17 protein-coding genes are annotated in these 17,601 nt (G+C 65.0%); 6 read left to right on the plus strand and 11 right to left on the minus strand.

The window, feature by feature from the left end; all coding sequences use genetic code 11:
• Positions 1-116: 116 nt before the first annotated feature.
• The 5 genes from H9K75_RS22565 to H9K75_RS22585 form a co-directional block, all read right to left on the minus strand.
• Positions 117-1,121 carry a DUF7146 domain-containing protein gene (locus tag H9K75_RS22565; protein WP_187724210.1) on the minus strand — a complete coding sequence of 335 codons (1,005 nt, stop codon included), beginning with the start codon at positions 1,119-1,121 and terminating at the stop codon, positions 117-119.
• Positions 1,108-2,742: an ATP-binding protein gene (locus tag H9K75_RS22570; protein ID WP_187724211.1), complete on the minus strand. Its 1,635-nt coding sequence runs from the start codon at positions 2,740-2,742 to the stop codon at positions 1,108-1,110. The genes H9K75_RS22565 and H9K75_RS22570 overlap by 14 nt, the downstream gene beginning before the upstream one ends.
• Positions 2,743-2,808: 66 nt before the next feature.
• On the minus strand, positions 2,809-3,156 hold the full coding sequence (locus tag H9K75_RS22575; RefSeq protein ID WP_187724212.1) for a hypothetical protein: 348 nt from the start codon (positions 3,154-3,156) through the stop codon (positions 2,809-2,811).
• The gene (locus tag H9K75_RS22580) at positions 3,153-3,374 is read right to left on the minus strand and encodes a hypothetical protein (RefSeq protein WP_187724213.1); all 222 of its coding nucleotides are present in this window, start codon (positions 3,372-3,374) and stop codon (positions 3,153-3,155) included. The genes H9K75_RS22575 and H9K75_RS22580 overlap by 4 nt, the downstream gene beginning before the upstream one ends.
• Before the next feature lie 33 nt (positions 3,375-3,407).
• The gene (locus H9K75_RS22585; protein WP_187724214.1) at positions 3,408-3,989 is read right to left on the minus strand and encodes a hypothetical protein; all 582 of its coding nucleotides are present in this window, start codon (positions 3,987-3,989) and stop codon (positions 3,408-3,410) included.
• A 411-nt stretch (positions 3,990-4,400) separates the two neighbouring features.
• Between H9K75_RS22585 and H9K75_RS22590 the strand changes: the two genes are divergently transcribed.
• Together H9K75_RS22590 and H9K75_RS22595 are read left to right on the plus strand one after the other, a co-directional pair.
• On the plus strand, positions 4,401-5,264 hold the full coding sequence (locus H9K75_RS22590; protein ID WP_226858389.1) for a DUF1845 domain-containing protein: 864 nt from the start codon (positions 4,401-4,403) through the stop codon (positions 5,262-5,264).
• A gap of 420 nt (positions 5,265-5,684) precedes the next feature.
• Positions 5,685-5,924 carry a helix-turn-helix transcriptional regulator gene (locus H9K75_RS22595; protein WP_187724215.1) on the plus strand — a complete coding sequence of 80 codons (240 nt, stop codon included), beginning with the start codon at positions 5,685-5,687 and terminating at the stop codon, positions 5,922-5,924.
• Positions 5,925-5,982: 58 nt separating this feature from the next.
• On the opposite strand, the gene H9K75_RS22600 is transcribed toward H9K75_RS22595, so the two are convergent.
• Both H9K75_RS22600 and H9K75_RS22605 read right to left on the minus strand, forming a co-directional pair.
• Positions 5,983-7,227, minus strand: coding sequence for a DUF1173 domain-containing protein (locus tag H9K75_RS22600; RefSeq protein ID WP_187724216.1), 1,245 nt, complete (start codon positions 7,225-7,227; stop codon positions 5,983-5,985).
• A gap of 5 nt (positions 7,228-7,232) precedes the next feature.
• On the minus strand, positions 7,233-8,180 hold the full coding sequence (locus tag H9K75_RS22605) for a site-specific integrase (RefSeq protein WP_226858783.1): 948 nt from the start codon (positions 8,178-8,180) through the stop codon (positions 7,233-7,235).
• A gap of 255 nt (positions 8,181-8,435) precedes the next feature.
• On the opposite strand from H9K75_RS22605, the gene H9K75_RS22610 reads away from it, so the two are divergent.
• A complete protein-coding gene (locus H9K75_RS22610; RefSeq protein ID WP_226858390.1) occupies positions 8,436-9,761 on the plus strand; it encodes a recombination directionality factor in 1,326 nt (441 codons plus the stop codon).
• A gap of 11 nt (positions 9,762-9,772) precedes the next feature.
• On the plus strand, positions 9,773-11,053 hold the full coding sequence (locus H9K75_RS22615) for a metallophosphoesterase family protein (protein ID WP_187724218.1): 1,281 nt from the start codon (positions 9,773-9,775) through the stop codon (positions 11,051-11,053).
• A 149-nt stretch (positions 11,054-11,202) separates the two neighbouring features.
• On the opposite strand, the gene H9K75_RS22620 is transcribed toward H9K75_RS22615, so the two are convergent.
• The 4 genes from H9K75_RS22620 to H9K75_RS22635 are packed head-to-tail and all read right to left on the minus strand — an operon-like array spanning position 11,203 to position 14,882.
• Entirely contained in the window at positions 11,203-12,585 is a 1,383-nt protein-coding gene (locus tag H9K75_RS22620) for a hypothetical protein (protein WP_187724219.1), read from the minus strand.
• The gene (locus tag H9K75_RS22625; RefSeq protein WP_187724220.1) at positions 12,558-13,478 is read right to left on the minus strand and encodes a type I restriction enzyme HsdR N-terminal domain-containing protein; all 921 of its coding nucleotides are present in this window, start codon (positions 13,476-13,478) and stop codon (positions 12,558-12,560) included. Before H9K75_RS22625 ends, H9K75_RS22620 begins: the two co-directional genes overlap by 28 nt.
• Positions 13,479-13,518: 40 nt before the next feature.
• A complete protein-coding gene (locus tag H9K75_RS22630; protein ID WP_187724221.1) occupies positions 13,519-14,484 on the minus strand; it encodes a nucleotidyl transferase AbiEii/AbiGii toxin family protein in 966 nt (321 codons plus the stop codon).
• Positions 14,481-14,882, minus strand: coding sequence for a DUF6088 family protein (locus H9K75_RS22635; protein WP_187724222.1), 402 nt, complete (start codon positions 14,880-14,882; stop codon positions 14,481-14,483). Before H9K75_RS22635 ends, H9K75_RS22630 begins: the two co-directional genes overlap by 4 nt.
• 200 nt (positions 14,883-15,082) lie before the next feature.
• Between H9K75_RS22635 and H9K75_RS22640 the strand changes: the two genes are divergently transcribed.
• Positions 15,083-17,272 (plus strand): DNA repair protein, encoded by a 2,190-nt coding sequence (locus H9K75_RS22640; protein WP_226858391.1) that lies wholly within the window; start codon positions 15,083-15,085, stop codon positions 17,270-17,272.
• Positions 17,227-17,565, plus strand: a complete 339-nt coding sequence (locus tag H9K75_RS24400; RefSeq protein ID WP_226858392.1) for a hypothetical protein — start codon at positions 17,227-17,229, stop codon at positions 17,563-17,565. The genes H9K75_RS22640 and H9K75_RS24400 overlap by 46 nt, the downstream gene beginning before the upstream one ends.
• Positions 17,566-17,601: the final 36 nt, after the last annotated feature.

Below are 17,601 nucleotides of genomic sequence, written 5' to 3' on the forward strand. Positions count from 1 at the left end.
GGCCTGGTCTGGCAGCGACCAGGGGAAGAAACCTTTTCGGTACAGGCGCAGAGCGAACACCTCGAACCTGCACTGAAAAGGCCCGGGAGTGGGCGACCCCACTCCCGAAGCAAGCATCACGCGGCGCGCAGCACCGAGGATTCCTGACGCTGCAGCCACACATCGGCCCAATCGGTTCCCGCCAGCTTGGGCAGGAACACTTGGACCGTTCTCGGGCCGCTTTGGGTCTCCTCGCGCTTGACCCGGCGCGCCAACGCGTAGGCGCTGGCCTGTCCCGTGAAATCGCCGTCGGCATCGTTGTCGCCATAGATGCACAGGCGCTTGACGGTCTCCGGGACCCAGAGCTTTTCCAGGTTGCCGGCGCTCAGGGCGCTCCACACGGGCTTGCCTGTGGCCAGGAAGACCGCAATCGCTGTCTCTATGCCTTCGCACACGGCAAGTTCCTCCGTTGCGCCGGCCAGGTGGACCGCTGCCCCGACGAAACCACTGCAGAGCACCTTCTTCGCATCGGGTGCATCCAGCTTGCGGCCGGCGTTCAGGTAAGTCCGGTGCAGCGTCACTGCGCCCTGGGCATCCCGCACGCTGGCCAGCATGGCCGGGTATTCGGCCACCTTGCGGGCCTTGGCCGCACCCTCCTTCTGGTAATAGCCCAGGGCCGGGTGAAACCGCAGCGAATCGGGGTAGTGGCTCAAGGCCAATCCGCGGCCGCGCAGGTAGCGGTCCACTTCGTCGCCCAGCGCCACCGGACGGGCTTCGTTCCAGATGCGCTGCACCAGCTTTTTCATGCGGTCCGGTGAGGCTTCGCCAGCAGGTGCCGCAGGAGGCAGCACGCCGACCAGCTTCTCGACGGCACACAGCGCGGTGTGGAAGTCCATACCCTTGCAAGCCTGCAGCAGCTTGAAGCCGCCGCCTGGCCCGCATTTGCGGCAGTGGTAGTTCCCTTCGCCGAACTTGTCGGTGTACTGGAAACGGTCCACGCCATCCTTGCAGACGGGGCAGGGCATGGGCTTACGTTTGAGCATGCGCTCGTCCAGGCCCAGGGCGCCCAAGATCTCGGTCCAGCGGCCGTGAGCGCGCCGCTTCGCGTCCTCCACGCGGTTGGCGTATTCAGCGTTCTGCATAGCCATCTCCGCTGGATGCGAGCGCCGCTTCTGCGCAGACCAACTCCACCGAGCATCCCGGCATGGTGCCGACGCCGACCGTGACTTCGAAGCGCCGGCCGTGCAGCAGCGCGTACTTGCCGAGACCGAGCTCGGACAGCAGCGAGCTGAGTGTGGCGACCGGGTCGGTCGAGCGCAGTCTGCGGATCAGATCGGCCAGTGCGGCGCAATCGGCCTCGGCGTCGTCTTCGCGGTACTGATCGTTTCCATCAACGTAGTCGGACAACTGCCGTATGGCTTCACCCGAGACTTCGTTGGCGGGCATCAGGAGGTTGCCGTCGTGGCATACCCCGTTATCCGCGAGTATGGCCTCGTGTCCGCCGATGCGGATATGGACCGATTCGCAGAGGACGACCTGTGGCCAGACCCAGCGGCCCTCCAACGTGATGCGCGCGGTTTCACCTTGCGGTTCGACCAGGGCTTTCTCCAAGTCCGGGTAGTGGACATGCGGATGGAGCCAATGGTTGCTGTCCAGGCGGTAAGCCTCGGTGAGCAGCCACCGCTTCTGCCGGGCCAACATCCAGTGCGCGGCGTTTTCCTCGCTGACCGCGCCCATGGAAACCAGCGTGACCTGACCGGACTCGATGTCCGCGCGGGTGGGGGCGGCGGCGGGCTCGAGAAAGCCCTGCTGTCCGTAGTGCGTCTGGAAGGGGTAGCCCGAGATGCACCGGAATAGCGCGGCGGGCAACTCGTCCACGTCATTGAGCAGATCCTGATGGTGCCATTGGAGCATCGCGTCGAAGTAGGTTGCAACGAAGTCCTGCGGCTTGAGCTGGGTCTTCGCCACCTCGAGGATCCTGCGCCAGGACTGCTTGACCTGGGCATCGACCCGCTTGAGTTGCTGGTCGGCGTCGATCAGTTGATCCCGATCGGGGAGCCGGGCCATGAACTGCTGCGGGTCGAGATGAACAACGTTCACTGAGTCCGCCTGGTAGAACCTGGGCCGATGAACGCAGAAGCCCTGAAGGAACGTCAGCGTGGCATAGGTGGCCTTGCCGTCGCGGTTGCCGCTGACATGAATCGCACCAATCGGCGTGGGGTTCAGCGCAATCTTGTCTTCGGCATAGCGGCGCGCCATTGTCGTGCCGTTGAACACCACGTCGACCGGGAAGCCCTCGCACAGTGACTCCATCTGCTTGGCGAGATCGTTGATCTCGACGCCATGCAGTTCGATGGCCGTGCCGTTTACGGCGCGCCGCGTGGTGGTGACGTCGAAGGACTCGCGCTGCAGGGCTGCAGTGGTATCAATGTCCACTTGCTGACGCCCTGATGTAGCCACGATGCGTGTGGCCGCATAGAGGCACTTGGTGAAGCCGACGCCGAAGGGATGCTCCTGGTCGGTCAGGCCCTCATCCCAGCCGGATTCGTGGAAGCTCAGCAGCTTCTGGAAATCTGCCACGCCGTGGCCGTCATCTACGACGCGCAGCACCTGATCCTCGGGACGGTGCTCGATGGTGATGTGGCGCGCGCCGGCGCGGCGGGCGTTCTGCAGCAGCTCGGTGACCAGTGTGAAACGGTTCGTGAAGGCATAACGCTGGTTGCGCAGTGCGCCTTCCTCGTTGAAACGGATCTGGATCTTCATCGTGATCTCCTGAAAGACCAGCGTCTGCCCGCACAGCGGGCGGGCCCGCTGGCGGGGTGAAAGAAATCAGGCGCGGGTGCCGGGCGCGCCAAATGCGCTGGACACACGCGGCACAGGTGCCGTGAACAACTGGCCGCAGGCGAGGGCCTGGGCCAAGCTGTGCTGAGCAAACTCCCAGGGCAGCAGGTGCTGGCAATTCAGCACGTCGCCGCTCTCGTCGAGGCGCTCGACCTTGAATCCGAGCGGATGCCAGTGCACCCGATAGGACAGGCGGTCGGCCCCGGCGATGACGAAGCTTCTGCCGGCCTGGCCGGTGAGCACCTCGCTCTCCTTCACCAGGTACTCGATGTCGCCCAGGGCCTGGACTGTGAGCAGGGCGGCCGGGCGGCTCGGTGTGCGTGCGATGGGGTTCATTGCTCGATCCCTTCGTGATCCTCCGGCCGGCAGGCCGGTGGGGTGTGGAGTTCAGCCCGGGCCAGGCGCGCAGGCGCTGGCTCGAACTGCGGCGTGGCGCAGGACGGCGGATCGTCCTGGCGCATGGCTTCTTCCATGGCGACGGCATCCTGGTAGTCCAGGTGGCCGGCCAGGCCGTAGGCGAAGAAGATCGCCAGCAGGCAAAGAACGTCCTTCATGGCGGACTCCTTTCGGACGGGGTTGATGGGCAGTCAGGCGAAGAGGTCGCCCTCGCTGGCGAAGCGCCTGACTTCTTCGTTGATCCATTGCGGGTTGCGGGCCAGGCGCTCTTCCACCCAGTCGGGGTGGTCCACGATGGCCTCGCGTACCCAGGTGGGGTAGCGCTTCAGGGTCTGCTGCAGCCATTGGGGGATGGCGAGACGGATGAAGTCGCGCACTTCCTCGACATCGACCAGGCCGCAGTACGGCAGGGGCGACAGCGGGCTGCAGCCCACCACGCGCAGGCAGGACACGAAGCTGAAGGGGCGGAGATCCTTGTCGCGCTCGGTGAAGACCCAGCGCAAGGTGTCGAACTTCTCCTCCAGCGGCGTCTCGGGATCGGCTAGGCGGCTGATTTCCTTGAGCAGTCGCCAGTGCAGCAGCACGACGTCTTCCTCGCTCCATTCGATGGGAGAGCCTTGGTCCGCATCCAGCGAAGCCAAGGCCGCTGCTGCCGGGGGCAGCGAAGCATCGGTTTGAAGCCTGTCGAGCAGGACGTGGAAGAAATGCCGCTGTGGCTCGGGGTAGACGGAGGAAGCAGCTCGGAACTCGGGTGCGACGCTGGGGTGCAGCATGGTTGGCTCCTTTGAGAAAAGCAGGAGCCAACGCACCAATCAAGGGGCGATGAGCCCCAAGGGGTGGATGGGTGGACGGATCCGCGAGGCGGATCGGAGATTCCTGGGCTGGCTTGGGTCACGGCGGGATGCGCCGTGGGGCCGGTTTGCCAGCGACCGGCGGGGAAAGCTTTCGGCGCCAGGCCGAGGGCATGGTCACCCTCGGGCCGGCCTCGAAAGCCGCCAGCGGGAAGGGCTGCATGGAGACAGCGATCGGGCGCGTCGCGCTCAGACCGTGTCGATGGAAACTCCAGGGCTTGCCAGGGGTGCAGGGCCAGCTACTGCATGGCTCGCACAGTAGAGGGCCATCCCTCGCGCGTCAATGCCTGAGGGGCAAGCAATGCGCCCCAATGCCGAAAGCAGCCTGACTTCGTGGCCGTTTCGCGTGGCGACCCGTGGCTGCATGGCCGATCATTGATCCGGGCAGCGCTGCCTCTGGAGAACTCGATCATGGCCGACATTGATTTCGTCAAGCACGACCAAGGGGGTGTCAACGCCCGCATCCTCGCGAAGGAAACCAAGGCCGACTTCCGCCGCGTCGAAGCGGCTTCATTGAAGATCAAGGCGAGCTTTGCCAGTGCCGAGGGCAAGCGCCTGTTCATCCGTTACTTCAACACCTTCCAGTTGGGCATTCATTTCGTCTCGGTGATCTCGCGCACCCGGCTGAACCACGAGGATGTCAGCAAGGTCGAGGCGCTGATCCGATCTCAGATGGACAAGGTGGCCGAGGATCTGAACAAGGCGATCGACGGTGCCGAGGCGCTGTTTCATGCGCATGGCATCACCAGCACCGCGACCTACGATACCGTCCCTTTGGATCTGGAGGTGGGGGTGCTTTCGTCGAGCAGCCGCCGGTATCTGGAAATCCTGGGCAAGCTCGATCAGCTGATGCCCTTGCTGCAGACGCTCGAGATTCACGAAATCATCACCCAGCAGGCCGTCGATGTTGAACGGGCCGCGCTCAAGCGCAAGGTGCGTGACGTGGCGAACGGGGCGCGCAATCTGGCGACACGCCTGCGGCGGGAGATGAATGCGCTCGACGCGCGCCGTCCAGCGAGTGAGGCTGGAAGCGCGGGTGATGTGGACCGGTCCCAATCCGGCGAAGCGCCGCCAGCAGGCGATGCCGCAGCTAGTCTCCTGGTGGAGGTCGATGCAGGGCAGGGCGTGGCCGGGGCCGACGACATCGCACCATCCCCGTCACCGGAGGCCGACGCCGTTCCGGTGGAGCCGGCATAGCATCGTGACGTCTCCACGGACAACCGGCCGCGCGCGGGGCCTTTTGCCGGCGCCGCGTTGAATGCTGCCGGCACATCATGGGCCTGCGAGGGTAGAGTGATGCACAGGGGCTGATACTTCACCTTGGCCCCGCAGTCCACTTGGCAAGCAAGTGCGTCGCAGTCGTCACCTGCCTTCAGGCCGCGTTCCTACTACTCGGCCCCATGTATTGAACACTGTCCTCATTGCTCTGGCGGACAGATGTTCTTGGTCTGCTGATTCAAGCCCCTATACACCCATTGCCCTGTGCCTGAATGGAGCGCCTGCACAGAGGTAGGAGTTCTGCGTTCCTTGGCAGCGAAAGCCCTTCAAGACCGACTTCGCTGCGACAGAGCTGGTCATGCCCTGCACCTTTGGCATTCGCCAAGACAAGGAATGATCATGCAAGTGACCTCGACCACCTCTCCCACTGTGCCCGCCGGACTTCAGGCGCAGCGGCCCACGCTGCCCGAGACGGGATTCGTTCGCCAGAAGCTGCTACTGAGCTTCGTCCCGTTTTCCAAGTCCACGCTTTGGCGACGCGTCAACGACGGCGTATTCCCCGCCCCGATTCGCCTGTCGGTTGGGATCACGGCATGGCGCGCAGAAGATGTTCGGCGCTGGATTGACGAGCAGAATTGAATGGCTGACGTGCTCCGGCTGCAGAGGGCGCATGGGCAGCCAGAGCTTCAGGTGAAGGTCAGAGGTGCTGGCCCGATGTTTTGGCCGGCAGCGGCGGTATCGGAAGGGCGGTATGCCAATGCCAAGGGCCTGACTTCTCGCTGGCGTGAATCGCCTTTTCCTTGAGGGCCCGGTCCTTGGGGCTCGTGAATTCACTGGTCAGATGCAAGGGGACGGGCGTGGCGCCGCAGTCCAGCAGCAGAGCATTGGGGAAGGTCGCCACCGCCTTGGCGTCATAGCGCAACGGTTTGAGAAAGCGCCGTCTTTGCGCGATCAAGGCATCGATGAGGGGGAGTTCGTGCACCCCTTCTACGGGGATCCACTGCTCGCTGACCAGCATCAGACTGGCGGCATCGATCTCGTAGGTGAACTCCCGCCGCGCGTGGATCAGCGCCGCCATGACCAGCCGGACGGGGTGACCGGAATCGGCATCGCGAGCTTCCAGCAGGGCCGCGTAGGTGCGAGCCAGGCGATCCCATGCGCGTGATTCCATCAGAAGCGGAGCATCCGGCATATGGCGGATCCGGATGCGGCAGCCGTTGTCTCCCCGCTCGCAGGTCTTGAACTCGCCGATCACCAGCGCGAGCGGTGCTTGGCCGTCATGGGGTTGCAGCACCGCCAGCTTAGCGCGCCGGCGCTGCGCAATGTCGGCCTTTGCGGATTCGCTGAAGGGCTCGGGCACGTAGAGCCTTTCGGCCAGGGACTTGCCCTTGATATCGATCTCTGCGGCGGCCTCGAGCAGGTACTTGCACAGCACCCCTTGATTGCGCTTCCCGGACATCGCCGGTGTCCACCGATTGAAGCCGGCCCGCTCGAACAGGAAGTGCGTGACTGCTCTGAGGGTCATGCGCCTGCGCGGTACCGAAACCTCTCCCGACTCGTCAGGTTCGCCGCGTGCCACGGCGCGTCCATGAACGCGTGTCCATGGAAAGTCGACGCGAAGCTCGACATGGCCCGGATGCGTTTCGAGCACGGCGTCGCCCACCAGATCACCTAGTCCCGAATAGGCGTTGTCGGGCTCATACGATGGGCACAGTGGATGATGGGACTTGCCGGTGTCCGGCATTCGTTTCATGAGGTATTGTCGGTGCAGTGCCACGTACATCTCGATCCCGTCGGGTATGCACAAGCAGCGTGGCCGTTCCGCCGTGTCATGAATCTGGGCGAGCGCCTCTTGCAGGCCCGGATCGGTGATCTGCCAGATCTGGCCACGGATGGAGAATCGTTGCTCATCCGGGGCCGGAACGGCTGTGATCCCGTTCATGGCCGCTACACCAGGTCGGTGGTTAGGGTGTCCAGCGATAGCAGAGGCCGGGGGAATTGATCCCGCACGGCGCTGCGGTCGGCGATGCCCAGCAGCAGTCCTATCTGGGATTCGTCCGCGCCTCTCGCATAGAGGCGGTCGGCCACGGTATGGCGCACGGTGAGCGCGGTCACCTGCTTGAGCTCCGCGTAGCGGAAAAGCTTGCGGTAGGTTTCCTGGATGGCACGGCACCGGAACCGCTTCTGGCCATTTGAGCCATAGGGCTTGATCTCGAAGCCCTGGCCGTTGGTGGACAGAAAGAGCCGGCTGGCCGGATCGAGACCTCTGTATTCTCCATCGGCACCCAATCCCTGCCGGGAGGCAACGCGTTCCGCCAGGTAGGCGTTCAAGGCTTCTTCGAGCCGCATGCTGCAGAAGAAAAGCGGACGCTCTCGCCCCGTGATGGCGACCTCAGATCGAACAGACGAGATGTGGCGCACAGTGCCGTCGGCATGGAGATAGTCGCGAACTTCAAGGCGAGCGATCTCCAGCGGTCTTGCGCCCGTGGCGAGCAGGATGTAGTAGAGGGCCATATCCTCGTGGTGGTGGTGACTGCGCCCTCGAATACGCAAAGCACCTGAGCTGATTTCCTCATCGGTGAGAGCTCGGACATGGCGTGCATGGGCAGGTGGTTCAGTGCCCAGTTTGTCCAGCGCCTCGCGAATGGCGTCGCGATGCAGCCGGAGACGGCGAACGAAGGCCGCTCCCTCGGCATTCAGTCCCGCGATGCCCGCGGTGGAGGCGACATGGATGGCGACGGCTTTGATGCGTCGTTCGACAGCCGTGCGCGTGATGTCATGCCGGGATGCGACGGCGTCGTAGGTGTCACCGTCCAGAACATTACGCAACATCGCGATCGCGAGCGTCCAGGAACTTTGTGGTGTTCCCTCTTCGGGCTCGATGGGTTCCTCCATTTGCACGCTATCGCTCCTTATTGCTCCAGCTTGATCATGGCTCCATGCTGAACAAATGCCAGTCTGCGCGCCAGCCGAAATCGAGGCGAAATGCAGGGGGGTTCGGAATCAGCCAAGTGTGCGCCTTGTCCGTCTACGCTACGCCTTGGGCAATCTTGAAGATTCAACTCGGGAATGTCGGGTCTATCGGCTTACAACTGCGTGATTAGCTGCAAGCCGGCATCAGGGGTTGATGACGGCCATATACGCGAGAGCATGAACCATCGGAATGTCCCGATGTTCATGAAGGAGCACTCCATGGCACAAGCCATCATCACGGTGCAGGGAGGACCGGACTCCTTGCCGACCTTGCTGGGCCAGGCCCCCGCGCGCATCCCCATTGGTGGCAAGATCCGCCCCGGCATCATGGTGCTCACGCGCAAGGCGGCAGAGCAGCCCGAGGCCAAGGCCATCTACACCCAGGGCGTGGCCGAAGGGCGATCGTTCGAGGCGATCGAGAAGGCGCTGGCGCAGGCGCTGCCCCAGCTCAAGTCCCCGCTGGTGCCGCGCAACGTACCGTGGTTCACGGTGCGCGGGGCGGACTTCCCCAATCCGGAAATGGCACGCGAAATACTCGACACCTACGGCGAGGATCGGGGGCAGGGCCATCGCCTGTACCGCTTCCCGGTCGTATTTCCGTCCGACCACTGGCAGACCGTGATGCCGCACGAGCTGGCGGCCTGGAGCACGCACGAAAAGCGGTTTTGGTCGCAGTATTCGCCCGATGGGCTGGTGCGCCACTGCATGCGCCACGCGCCGGTGCCGGTGGACCACACCGGGCGCCGCACGATCCGCATATTCGGCGGGCGCAAGACCATGCAACGGGAGCAGAACGGCGGCATCTGCAACCCGGAGTCCTGCCCTGAATACCAGGCCCGCCAGTGCAATCTCACAGGCCGCTTCCTGTTCTTCATTCCCGGCATCCGTTCGATCAGCGCTTTGGAGCTGCCCACGACGAGCTTCTACGCGATGAGCGCCGCCATCCAGCGCTTCCAGGCCATCGCCCAGATGCGCGGCGGGCGCATTTCCGGATTCCTGGGACGCGACTGCACGACCTTCTTCCTGACCAAGGTGCTGAAGGAGGTGCCGCACATCGACGATCAGGGACGGGCGGTGCGCGTGCCCCAGTGGATCATCGAACTCGAGGCGCCCGTGGACGTGACGGCGCTGCTGCGGGATCACGAAGACGAGGAGGCAATCGTCCAGCAAGCCCGCCTGGCGACCCAGATCCTGGACGGTGCTGCAGTTGGCGGGCAAGGTCTTGGCGAGGTGCAGGCACCAGTCGAGGCGTACGACGCCGACGGTTCGGAGAAGGCGGAGCCGTCCCCGGGCCGCCCGACGCTGGAGCAGTTGCTGGCGCGCGTGCGAGGCATCGGCCTGCCGGTGGAGCGCTACCAGGCCTATGCGGATCGCCGATGGGGCCGTGGCTGGCGGGTCAACCCGCATGGCAGGGGCCGGGCCTGGGATGAACTGGAGCGCTATCGTAACGATCCGCGGGGCTATGCCGACAAGATCGACGTCGAGCTGCGCGCGTCGGCGTGAAGGAGACGACCATGCGCATTGCCCATTTTTCCGACCTGCATTACGGCAGCCGGACGCTGGCCGAGGCGGACCGCTGCTTCGGCGCGGCCATCGACCGCGCAGCAGCGCTCAGCGTTGATGCCGCCGTCATCTCTGGGGATGCCACCGACCATGCGCTCGACCTGCACGCCCCGGCGGCCCGGCGGCTGGTGGCGCAGGTGCGGCGGCTCGCGGACCACTGTCCCGTGCTGCTGCTGCAGGGCACCTACTCCCACGAGCCGCCGGGCACGCTCGGGATCTTCCGGGCGCTGGGTGGCCGTCATCCCATCCATGTGAGCGAAGGCATCGGGCAGGTGGTGCTGACGCGCGGACGGGGCTGGCAGCGCTGCCCTGACTGGCGCTTCGAGGTATTGCCACGCGATGCCGTCGCCGTGTTTTCCTGTCTGCCGACCGTCAACAAGGCTGAGTTGGCGGCTGCGGTCGGGGCGGTGGATGCCGCCCAGGCCGTTGGCGAGCACCTGGAGCGCCTGCTGGCCGGCTGGGCACCATCCCACCGACTGGCGCGCGAGCGAGGATTGCCCACCATCGGCGTGTCGCACGGGACGGTGTTCGGCTGCGTGAGCGAGCACGGCGTGCCGATGGCGGGCTTTGACCACGAGTTCACGACCGGTGCGCTCTTCGCGGCCGAGGCCCAGGCCTTCATGCTTGGCCACATCCACCGGCACCAGGCCTGGTGCCGGCAGGGTGACCGAGGCAAGCAGCTCATCGCCTACCCCGGGTCGATCGGTCGCTTTCACTACGGCGAGGAGGGCGAGAAGGGTTTTCTGGTCTGGGAAGTCGGTGCCGACGATGCACGCTGCACTCTGGAGGCCACGCCGGCGCGCCGCACCATCGACATCGTCTTCGAAGGGCGCCCGGATCTGGATCTGCTGCGAGACGCAATCGCGCGCCAGGATGTGACAGGCGCCAGCGTGCGCGTGCGCTGGACCGTCGCGGACGAGGACCGCGGCGCGGTCGACCGCGAGGCGATCCAGCGCATGCTGGTAGGCGCGGCCGAGGCCAAGTTGGAGGGGCGCATCGTTCCAGTGGTGCGCACGCGCGCGGCCGGCATCTCCCAACTGCCACACCTGGAAGACAAGCTGCGCGCCTGGGCGAAGGTGGCCGAGGTTCGCCCTGAACCGCTGTTGGCCTGCATGGCCGCGCTGGACCACGCGCAGCCCGAGGTCATCGCGGCAAGGCTGATCGGAAGCGATACGGACTCAACCCCATCGACGCGCCATGTGTTGCCGGAATCGCTGAGCGAGCTGGTCTGAGGATCCGGATCCGCTGTCTCAACCCAGGGTCGTTGTGCGCGATGCAGGTGGAGACACAGAGGCCGGGTATGCGCTGATTGGGGGCGGTCGTGTCGGGAGTCAGTGAAACGAGGGCAGGGCGGACCATGCCGGCCGGTAGAACCGCTCCATCATGTCGGCCGCCCATTCGCTCTTACCCTGCAGCCTGGCGATATGGGTGAGAGCCAGCCCGAGACGATGGATGAGCGGCGGACAGTCGCTCGCGGCCGCGGTTTGAACCCAGGCCTCGCGGTCGACGCCGGGAATGTCGTGGAGCAGGAGCTCTGACATCGCCCACACGACGGGCTCCGCAATGCCGTTCCTGAAGCATGACATCTCCGCCCATCGATCTCGTGCGTATGGAACCCTTCGAGGTCGCGGCTGGGCCGCCGCAGCACCATGGGGCAGGTTCCCAGCTCCAGGAGTAAGGTCGCGGCCACGTTGGAGAGTCCCTCCTCGTGGTCGACAAAGGCCAAGCGGAACTCCCGCATCTGCGACAGGATCAGCCAGCCGTCCATGCTGGTCATGGTGGTGAGATCCTCGTCGTCAACTTCCACTTGTACCGGAGCCCCATGCTTCGCGCGTGAACGCAAGGTCAGCGTGCCGTTTTCACCCACCTCGATGTCGACGAGGCCGTGGTCTGGCATGAGCGTCACCATGCGCGCGCCCGCTCCCAACTGCTGTCGGCGTGGTGGCTGTTTCAGGAGGCCATTGATCAGTGCCAGGTAGCCAGCGCCGCCGAGATCGTGGATGGCCCTTGAGATGGCATGAGCACCAATGGCGTCACCCAATGGCATTCGAGAGCACGCCGTGATGATCCATTTCGCGGCGTCATCCGCGCTTTTCGAAACGCGCCGGGGAAGGCGCGCGGCAAGCCGCGCTGCCACCTCGAATCCGAAGAGTTCAGGAACCCGGACCACGTACACCGTGTCTCCGGAGAACGCCTTGTCTCGGCGAATGAGACCGGCGCGGGTCAGGTCACGAATGGCTTCCCGTTCGAGGTGTTCCTTCACTACCTCCTGCCGGATGGAGAACAGGTAAATCGCGGCCAGCACATCCCCATGGTGTCGATGCGAATTCAGATCCTCGAGGTAAGCCGCTGCCAGTCGCCTGAAATCATCGCGCAACTCGCCGAGACTGTCGAATCTCTCGTCGGCGACCTCGAACATTTCCGCGCCGAGCAGAGGCGGCAGCATCACCACCTTCCCAGGAGGATTGCCTTGCATGCTGCTTGCGACCGCCGCGCGCAGGACCCAAGGGGCTCGAAGCTCCGGCGCATACTGGGCTCCATCGACGAGGCCGCCTCCCAGCGCCCACAGCGCGCCCTTGGCAACTTCGAACTCGTCGTCATCGTAGTTGCCGACCTTGACCAGCCCGCTGTGGCGGCTCAATCTCGTACGCTCCCTGCCGTTAGGCTTGAGCGTCAGCCCGTCGACGTCGTTCTCGTCGACCGCCACGACGATGCGCATGCGCTCGCCGAAGGTGGTCAGCATCTCGTCCAATTCGCTGGCCATGGTCGGGTTGGCCGTTGGCAGGGAGTCGAGGCACAGGATGAGGGTGCGCTGGCTTTGGCTGGCGAGCTGGCGCAGCCAGACCCTGGATTCGTCCGGGGTGGCTGGCCAACCAAATTGCATGGCGAGCACATTTGCAAGCCGCCGGAACAGTCCTTCGCTGCAGGAGCCCCCTCGACGAACAGAATGTCCCATGGTTCGTCGTGGCTTTGCAGTGCCAGCTCCCGCAATACAGAACTCTTGCCGCACAGCGGAGGGCCGGCAAGGAGGAGAACTTTGTAGGATCCCGACCGCAAGGCGGTTCTGAGATCCTTCGTGGCCTGGCGAGGCACAAGGAATCGGTCGACGAAGCGCTCGCCGGAGTTCCAGTCCCCTGTCAGTTCCTCCAACTCGCCAGACGTGATGGCCGCGACCGCGCTTTGTCCCAGATCGGTCCCGAGCAGTTTGCTGACGGCGCTTGTGACACCTGACTGCGCGGCGGTTGCCGCAGCTTCGATCCGGCGCGCGAGCTCCACTTCATCAACGGTGGCGCCCGACAGCAGTTCCATGTCGTGCGTCTGGTAGATCCTGGTGTCCGCGCCGTTGGTGATCACCACGATAGGGGCCTGGGCCAGCAGGGCGTAGGAGCGTCCCTGCGCCTCGTCATCGGCGGTGAGGGCAAGCCCTTCCCGTTTCAGTTCCAGAACGGCCACCGCCACGTCACCCTTGTAGACGATGATGTCTGCGCGGCCCTCGACATAGTCGGCCACGCCAGCCTCGAGGACGGTGCGCCCGACCCGCAGCTTGAATCGAGACTGGTGTCTGAGTTGGGTGACACCGGCGAAGACGCGCTCCAGCGTGGCGTCGATGCGTGCTTCAAGTTCGGCTTCGGGGGGCTGGGTCGTTGTAATGGTCATGAAGTGGGCATGGAAGGAATGGGGCGCTGAGACAGACCGGTTAGCGCAGCGTGTCCAGCAGCGTGGACCCCGCCTTCTCAAAGTCCCCGAAAGCCTGCTCGAACGCGGGTGTGCCGCCGCCATAGACCAGGGGCAGCAGGTTGCCGGTGAACTCCGCCTGGATCTTCGTATCCGCACGGGCTTGTCGCAATGCGCCGCTCAGCACCTGATGGGGTGCTGCGGCAAAGTCTGGGAACTGGACGCCAAACTCCTTCTGGTCGCCCGCGACCAGCACGGGGAATGCCCGTCGGGCGTCGGCCAGCACGTCGGGCTGGCGCTGGAGAATGCTGTGCACGTCGTACAGGTGCCGAACCAGGGCTGTATCCCAGGCTTGGCGCATCAGCCCGGCGCGATGCTGGGCGTAGCGGCGCAGGAACGAGAGGACTTTCTCCGCGACCGTCTCGGCCACGGCGACCACCAGCGCCTGGAAGGCTGGATCGCTGCGGCCGGCGAGCTGGTCGGCCAGTGTGGCGATGCGGCAGACTTGCGCAGGTAGAACCGGAGTGCGTGCCGTCAATTCGATCTGCAGGTGAGGGCGCAGCCCCGCGGCGGAGCCATAGTGCCGCGCATAACTCCATTCGCTGCAGAAGTACCGGTTCTCATTGAAGGCCAGCCCCTTGGCAGGATCCTCGACCAGGCCGATGCCGGCCAGCGTTTCGGTCACCAGGGCTTTCAGCGCGGAAAGCCGGCGGCGGATTTCGGCCCGGGATGCTTGACCGGCATCCGGGATCACCACCTTCAGGTCCGCGTCCTCGGACATGCGTTCGATCAGTCCATAGGCCTTGGACAGGCTGGTGCCGCCACAGAACACCAGTTGCACGCCTTCGGGCTGCAAGGCGAAAAGGGCCCGCAACGCATCGGTCAGGTGCTCGTCTTTCTCCAGCAGGCCGGCCGTGATCCCGCCAGGTGCCGCCTCCGCGATGAGCGCCTCGATCAGTTCCCGCCGCTCGGGCGCCAATACCCTCATGCGTGTTCGTACTGGATCGCCTTGCCGTTGAAACCGAGCTTGCGAGCGATGCGGCGCCGTCCGACGTTGAAGACGATGCCCGCGGGCACCTGGGTGCTGCGCCCGGCGTTGTACGCCTGGGTCAGGCGGCTGGCCATGACGGTCACCCCCAGCTTGTTCAGCGCCTCCGGGGCCAGAACCTCCAGCGGCCGGACCGGAATGGGCTTGCCGGTCAGCACGCTCGGCTTGGCCTTGGCGTAGACGCCCAGGCCCAGGCGCACCAGCGTGCCGTCCATCAGCAACTCGCGCAGAGCGCGGCCCACCTGGGCGGCACTGCCGAACTGATCGAACTCGCTGCGCAGAAGCACGTCGTCGCTGCGGTTGGCGACAGAGCGTTTGATGCGGTTGAGTGTGTTCATGGCAGCGGAGCAGTTGATCCTTCGAGGGCTATTTTACCTCCTTTGTAGATTTCCGTAAGTTGCTGTCTACAAAAGGGATTTGTGATCTTGACTCGCTCATCCTCTGGAGCATCCATTCGATGAACGGCAGAGAAAGCCATTGGCGTCTCCAAGCCCTTGATATTCCCCGGCCTCACGGGAAACTGGATTGCACCAATCCCATGGAGATCATCGCCATGCAACTCCTTTCCCTGACCCTCAAGGGCTTTCGCGGCATCCGCGATGGCCTGGGCCTGGATGTCCTGACCCTGGACTTCGAGGCCCTGTGCGATGGGGCCGAGCTGGTCGCCATCGCAGGCGCCAATGGGCGCGGCAAGACCACGGTGCTCGACAACATGCACCCATACCTCACCATGCCTTCGCGCGCGGCAGCGGCGGGTACGGGCGGCTTTAGCTACTACGACCATGTCTTCCTTCCGGAGAACGAGAAGGATCTGGTCTGGGCCTTGGAGGGGCGTAGCTACCGTTCCCAGGTCGTGATCCGGCTCAACGGCCGGCGCCGAACGGAAGCCTTCCTATTTGTACTCTCCGATACGGGAGCATGGCGCCCGGTCATTCTTGAGGACGGCACGGTGTCGGACGGCAAGGCGGACACCTATACGCGCTGCGTAGAACATCTGTGCGGGAGCGCCGATACCTTCTTCACCTCGGTCTTTGGCGCCCAGGGCAAGCGCCAGCTCAGCGACTACCGGAACGCGGAAATCAAAACACTGCTGGCCGACCTGCTGGGCCAGGAGCACATCCGCGAACTGGGCTGCAAGGCTGGCGATACGGCCAAGCTCCTGAAGGCGGGGCTGGTAGCGGTGCGGCAGGAGACTCTTGGCATGGAAGTCGAGGCCAGCCGGCTGGCAACCTCATGGGGAGAAGTTGCGGATGCGCCTGCCCTGGCCGGACGAGCCCAGGATGCCGTGACGGCCACAGCCGCCGAACTGGAGGTCGCTCGGCATGCCTGCGCCCAGGTCACCGCGCAGCGCGACCATGCCCGTGAGGCCGATGCCCGGCGGACCCAACTGTTGGCGGAGCGGGAAGCGACGCAGACCGCTGTTCGTCGCGCGATGCAGGAACTGGCGGATCGGGAGAGCGGGGAGGGCCTGCGGCTGGAACGCTTGACCCGCCGGATAGCTCAGCGGCAGGCCCAGACCCGCCTCAGCAGGGAGCGTCTGGAGGGCGTGCAGGCGCAATGCAATGCCTTGCTGGCCAGCGAGCCTCTGGTGCGGCGCGCAATTCGGCGCCTGCCGCTGGCCGAACACCTGCTGGCGCGGCGCGCGGAGCGTGTTCGTCTGGCGAGGATTCAATTGGCAGACTGGGAGCAGGCCAGCGGCCAATTGCGGATGCTGGCGCAGCGAGTGCAGGGCATCGAGCGTGAGGCGGGGCAGGCGGCCCTGCAGGCGCAGGCACTGCGGCGCCGTTTCGGCCTGACCGCCGAGGTGCCCTGCAGCGGCATGCCGTTGCAGGGGCGATGCCAGTTGCTGGCCGACGCCCGCGAAGCCCAGGCGCTGATTCCCAGCGCTGACGCGGTGCTGCAGCGTCTGGTCGACGAGAAGGCCAGGGTTGAGCGTGAGGGCCGGGCCGTCAAGGCACGCGTCTTGGCCATGAATTCCGTTGGGGTCCAGTTGGAGCTGTCAGAGCGGGACCTGGAGCGTGCACGGGATCGGGCATCCACGTTGGCGCTGCTTGCAGCGAAGGCCGACGACATGGAGGTCGCCCGGCAGCGTCTTGCCGACGCGCGGGATGAGCTGACAGGCCTCGGTGTGGCCGGTGGCGAGGACGGTTCGGCCGAAGCCCGCGCAGAGCGGGAGGAACGGGAAGCCATCACGGCGGCGATGCAAGCCATCGGCACACAGCGGCAACAACAGTCGGCCGGACTGCAGCAAGCGCTGGTCCGACTGGATGGAGTGCTGGCAACGCTGCCCGAGCCCTTCGACCATGAAATCCTGTCCGCAGCGAGCGCTGCCTTGGATCACGCCGTCACCGCACACGAGGCTGCACAGCGTGACCATGTACAAGCCTTGCAACAGGTGCAGAGCCTGGCCGCACTGCGCCAGCAGCGGGAGGCATTGTCGGAACGCCAGGCGGCGGCCCGTCGGCGCAGCCAGCTTATCGAAAGCGCCATCGGCGACTGGACTCTGCTGGCACGCTGCATGAGCAATGATGGCCTGATCGCCCTGGCGATCGACGACGCTGGGCCGGTCTTGTCGGGTCTGGCGAACGATCTGCTGCTGGCCTGCTACGGCCGCGCTTCACGGTATCCATCGTCACGCAGGCGGAAACGGTCAAGGGGGAGAAGCGGGAAGATTTCGACATCGTGGTGCACGACGCCGAGTCAGGGGAAAGTAAGAGCGTGCGGCTGATGAGCGGAGGGGAGAGGGTCTGGATCAACGAATGCCTGGTGCGGGCCGTGGCGCTGTACCTGGCGCAGATCAGCGAGCGGCACTATGAAACGCTGTTCTCGGACGAGGCCGATGGCGCGCTCGATCCGGAACGCAAGCGCATGTTCGGCGCAATGAAGCGGGAGGTGCTGCGGCTGGGAGGCTACCGGCGCGAGTTCTTCGTCTCGCAGACGCCCGAGTTGGCGGGCATGGCGGATGCAGTGATTGACCTGGAGGCGCTGCGGATGGACGCAGGTGCCGTTCCTGTCGAGTGATGGCGATGAAGGCGGGCCTGCTCCCGGCGCCGAGTC

The sequence above is a fragment of the Diaphorobacter aerolatus genome, from assembly GCF_014489535.1.
In the GTDB taxonomy this organism is placed as follows: Bacteria; Pseudomonadota; Gammaproteobacteria; order Burkholderiales; family Burkholderiaceae_C; genus Diaphorobacter_A; species Diaphorobacter_A aerolatus.

What these genes read in the sequence shown, in the direction of transcription:
- H9K75_RS22565 (WP_187724210.1), bottom strand. Translation starts at nt 1,121, where the DNA reads ATGCAGAACGCTGAATACGCCAACCGCGTGGAGGACGCGAAGCGGCGC.
- H9K75_RS22570 (WP_187724211.1), bottom strand. Translation starts at nt 2,742, where the DNA reads ATGAAGATCCAGATCCGTTTCAACGAGGAAGGCGCACTGCGCAACCAG.
- H9K75_RS22575 (WP_187724212.1), bottom strand. Translation starts at nt 3,156, where the DNA reads ATGAACCCCATCGCACGCACACCGAGCCGCCCGGCCGCCCTGCTCACA.
- H9K75_RS22580 (WP_187724213.1), bottom strand. Translation starts at nt 3,374, where the DNA reads ATGAAGGACGTTCTTTGCCTGCTGGCGATCTTCTTCGCCTACGGCCTG.
- H9K75_RS22585 (WP_187724214.1), bottom strand. Translation starts at nt 3,989, where the DNA reads ATGCTGCACCCCAGCGTCGCACCCGAGTTCCGAGCTGCTTCCTCCGTC.
- H9K75_RS22595 (WP_187724215.1), top strand. Translation starts at nt 5,685, where the DNA reads ATGCAAGTGACCTCGACCACCTCTCCCACTGTGCCCGCCGGACTTCAG.
- H9K75_RS22600 (WP_187724216.1), bottom strand. Translation starts at nt 7,227, where the DNA reads ATGAACGGGATCACAGCCGTTCCGGCCCCGGATGAGCAACGATTCTCC.
- H9K75_RS22605 (WP_226858783.1), bottom strand. Translation starts at nt 8,180, where the DNA reads ATGGAGGAACCCATCGAGCCCGAAGAGGGAACACCACAAAGTTCCTGG.
- H9K75_RS22610 (WP_226858390.1), top strand. Translation starts at nt 8,436, where the DNA reads ATGAACCATCGGAATGTCCCGATGTTCATGAAGGAGCACTCCATGGCA.
- H9K75_RS22615 (WP_187724218.1), top strand. Translation starts at nt 9,773, where the DNA reads ATGCGCATTGCCCATTTTTCCGACCTGCATTACGGCAGCCGGACGCTG.
- H9K75_RS22620 (WP_187724219.1), bottom strand. Translation starts at nt 12,585, where the DNA reads ATGGCCAGCGAATTGGACGAGATGCTGACCACCTTCGGCGAGCGCATG.
- H9K75_RS22625 (WP_187724220.1), bottom strand. Translation starts at nt 13,478, where the DNA reads ATGACCATTACAACGACCCAGCCCCCCGAAGCCGAACTTGAAGCACGC.
- H9K75_RS22630 (WP_187724221.1), bottom strand. Translation starts at nt 14,484, where the DNA reads ATGAGGGTATTGGCGCCCGAGCGGCGGGAACTGATCGAGGCGCTCATC.
- H9K75_RS22635 (WP_187724222.1), bottom strand. Translation starts at nt 14,882, where the DNA reads ATGAACACACTCAACCGCATCAAACGCTCTGTCGCCAACCGCAGCGAC.
- H9K75_RS22640 (WP_226858391.1), top strand. Translation starts at nt 15,083, where the DNA reads ATGGAGATCATCGCCATGCAACTCCTTTCCCTGACCCTCAAGGGCTTT.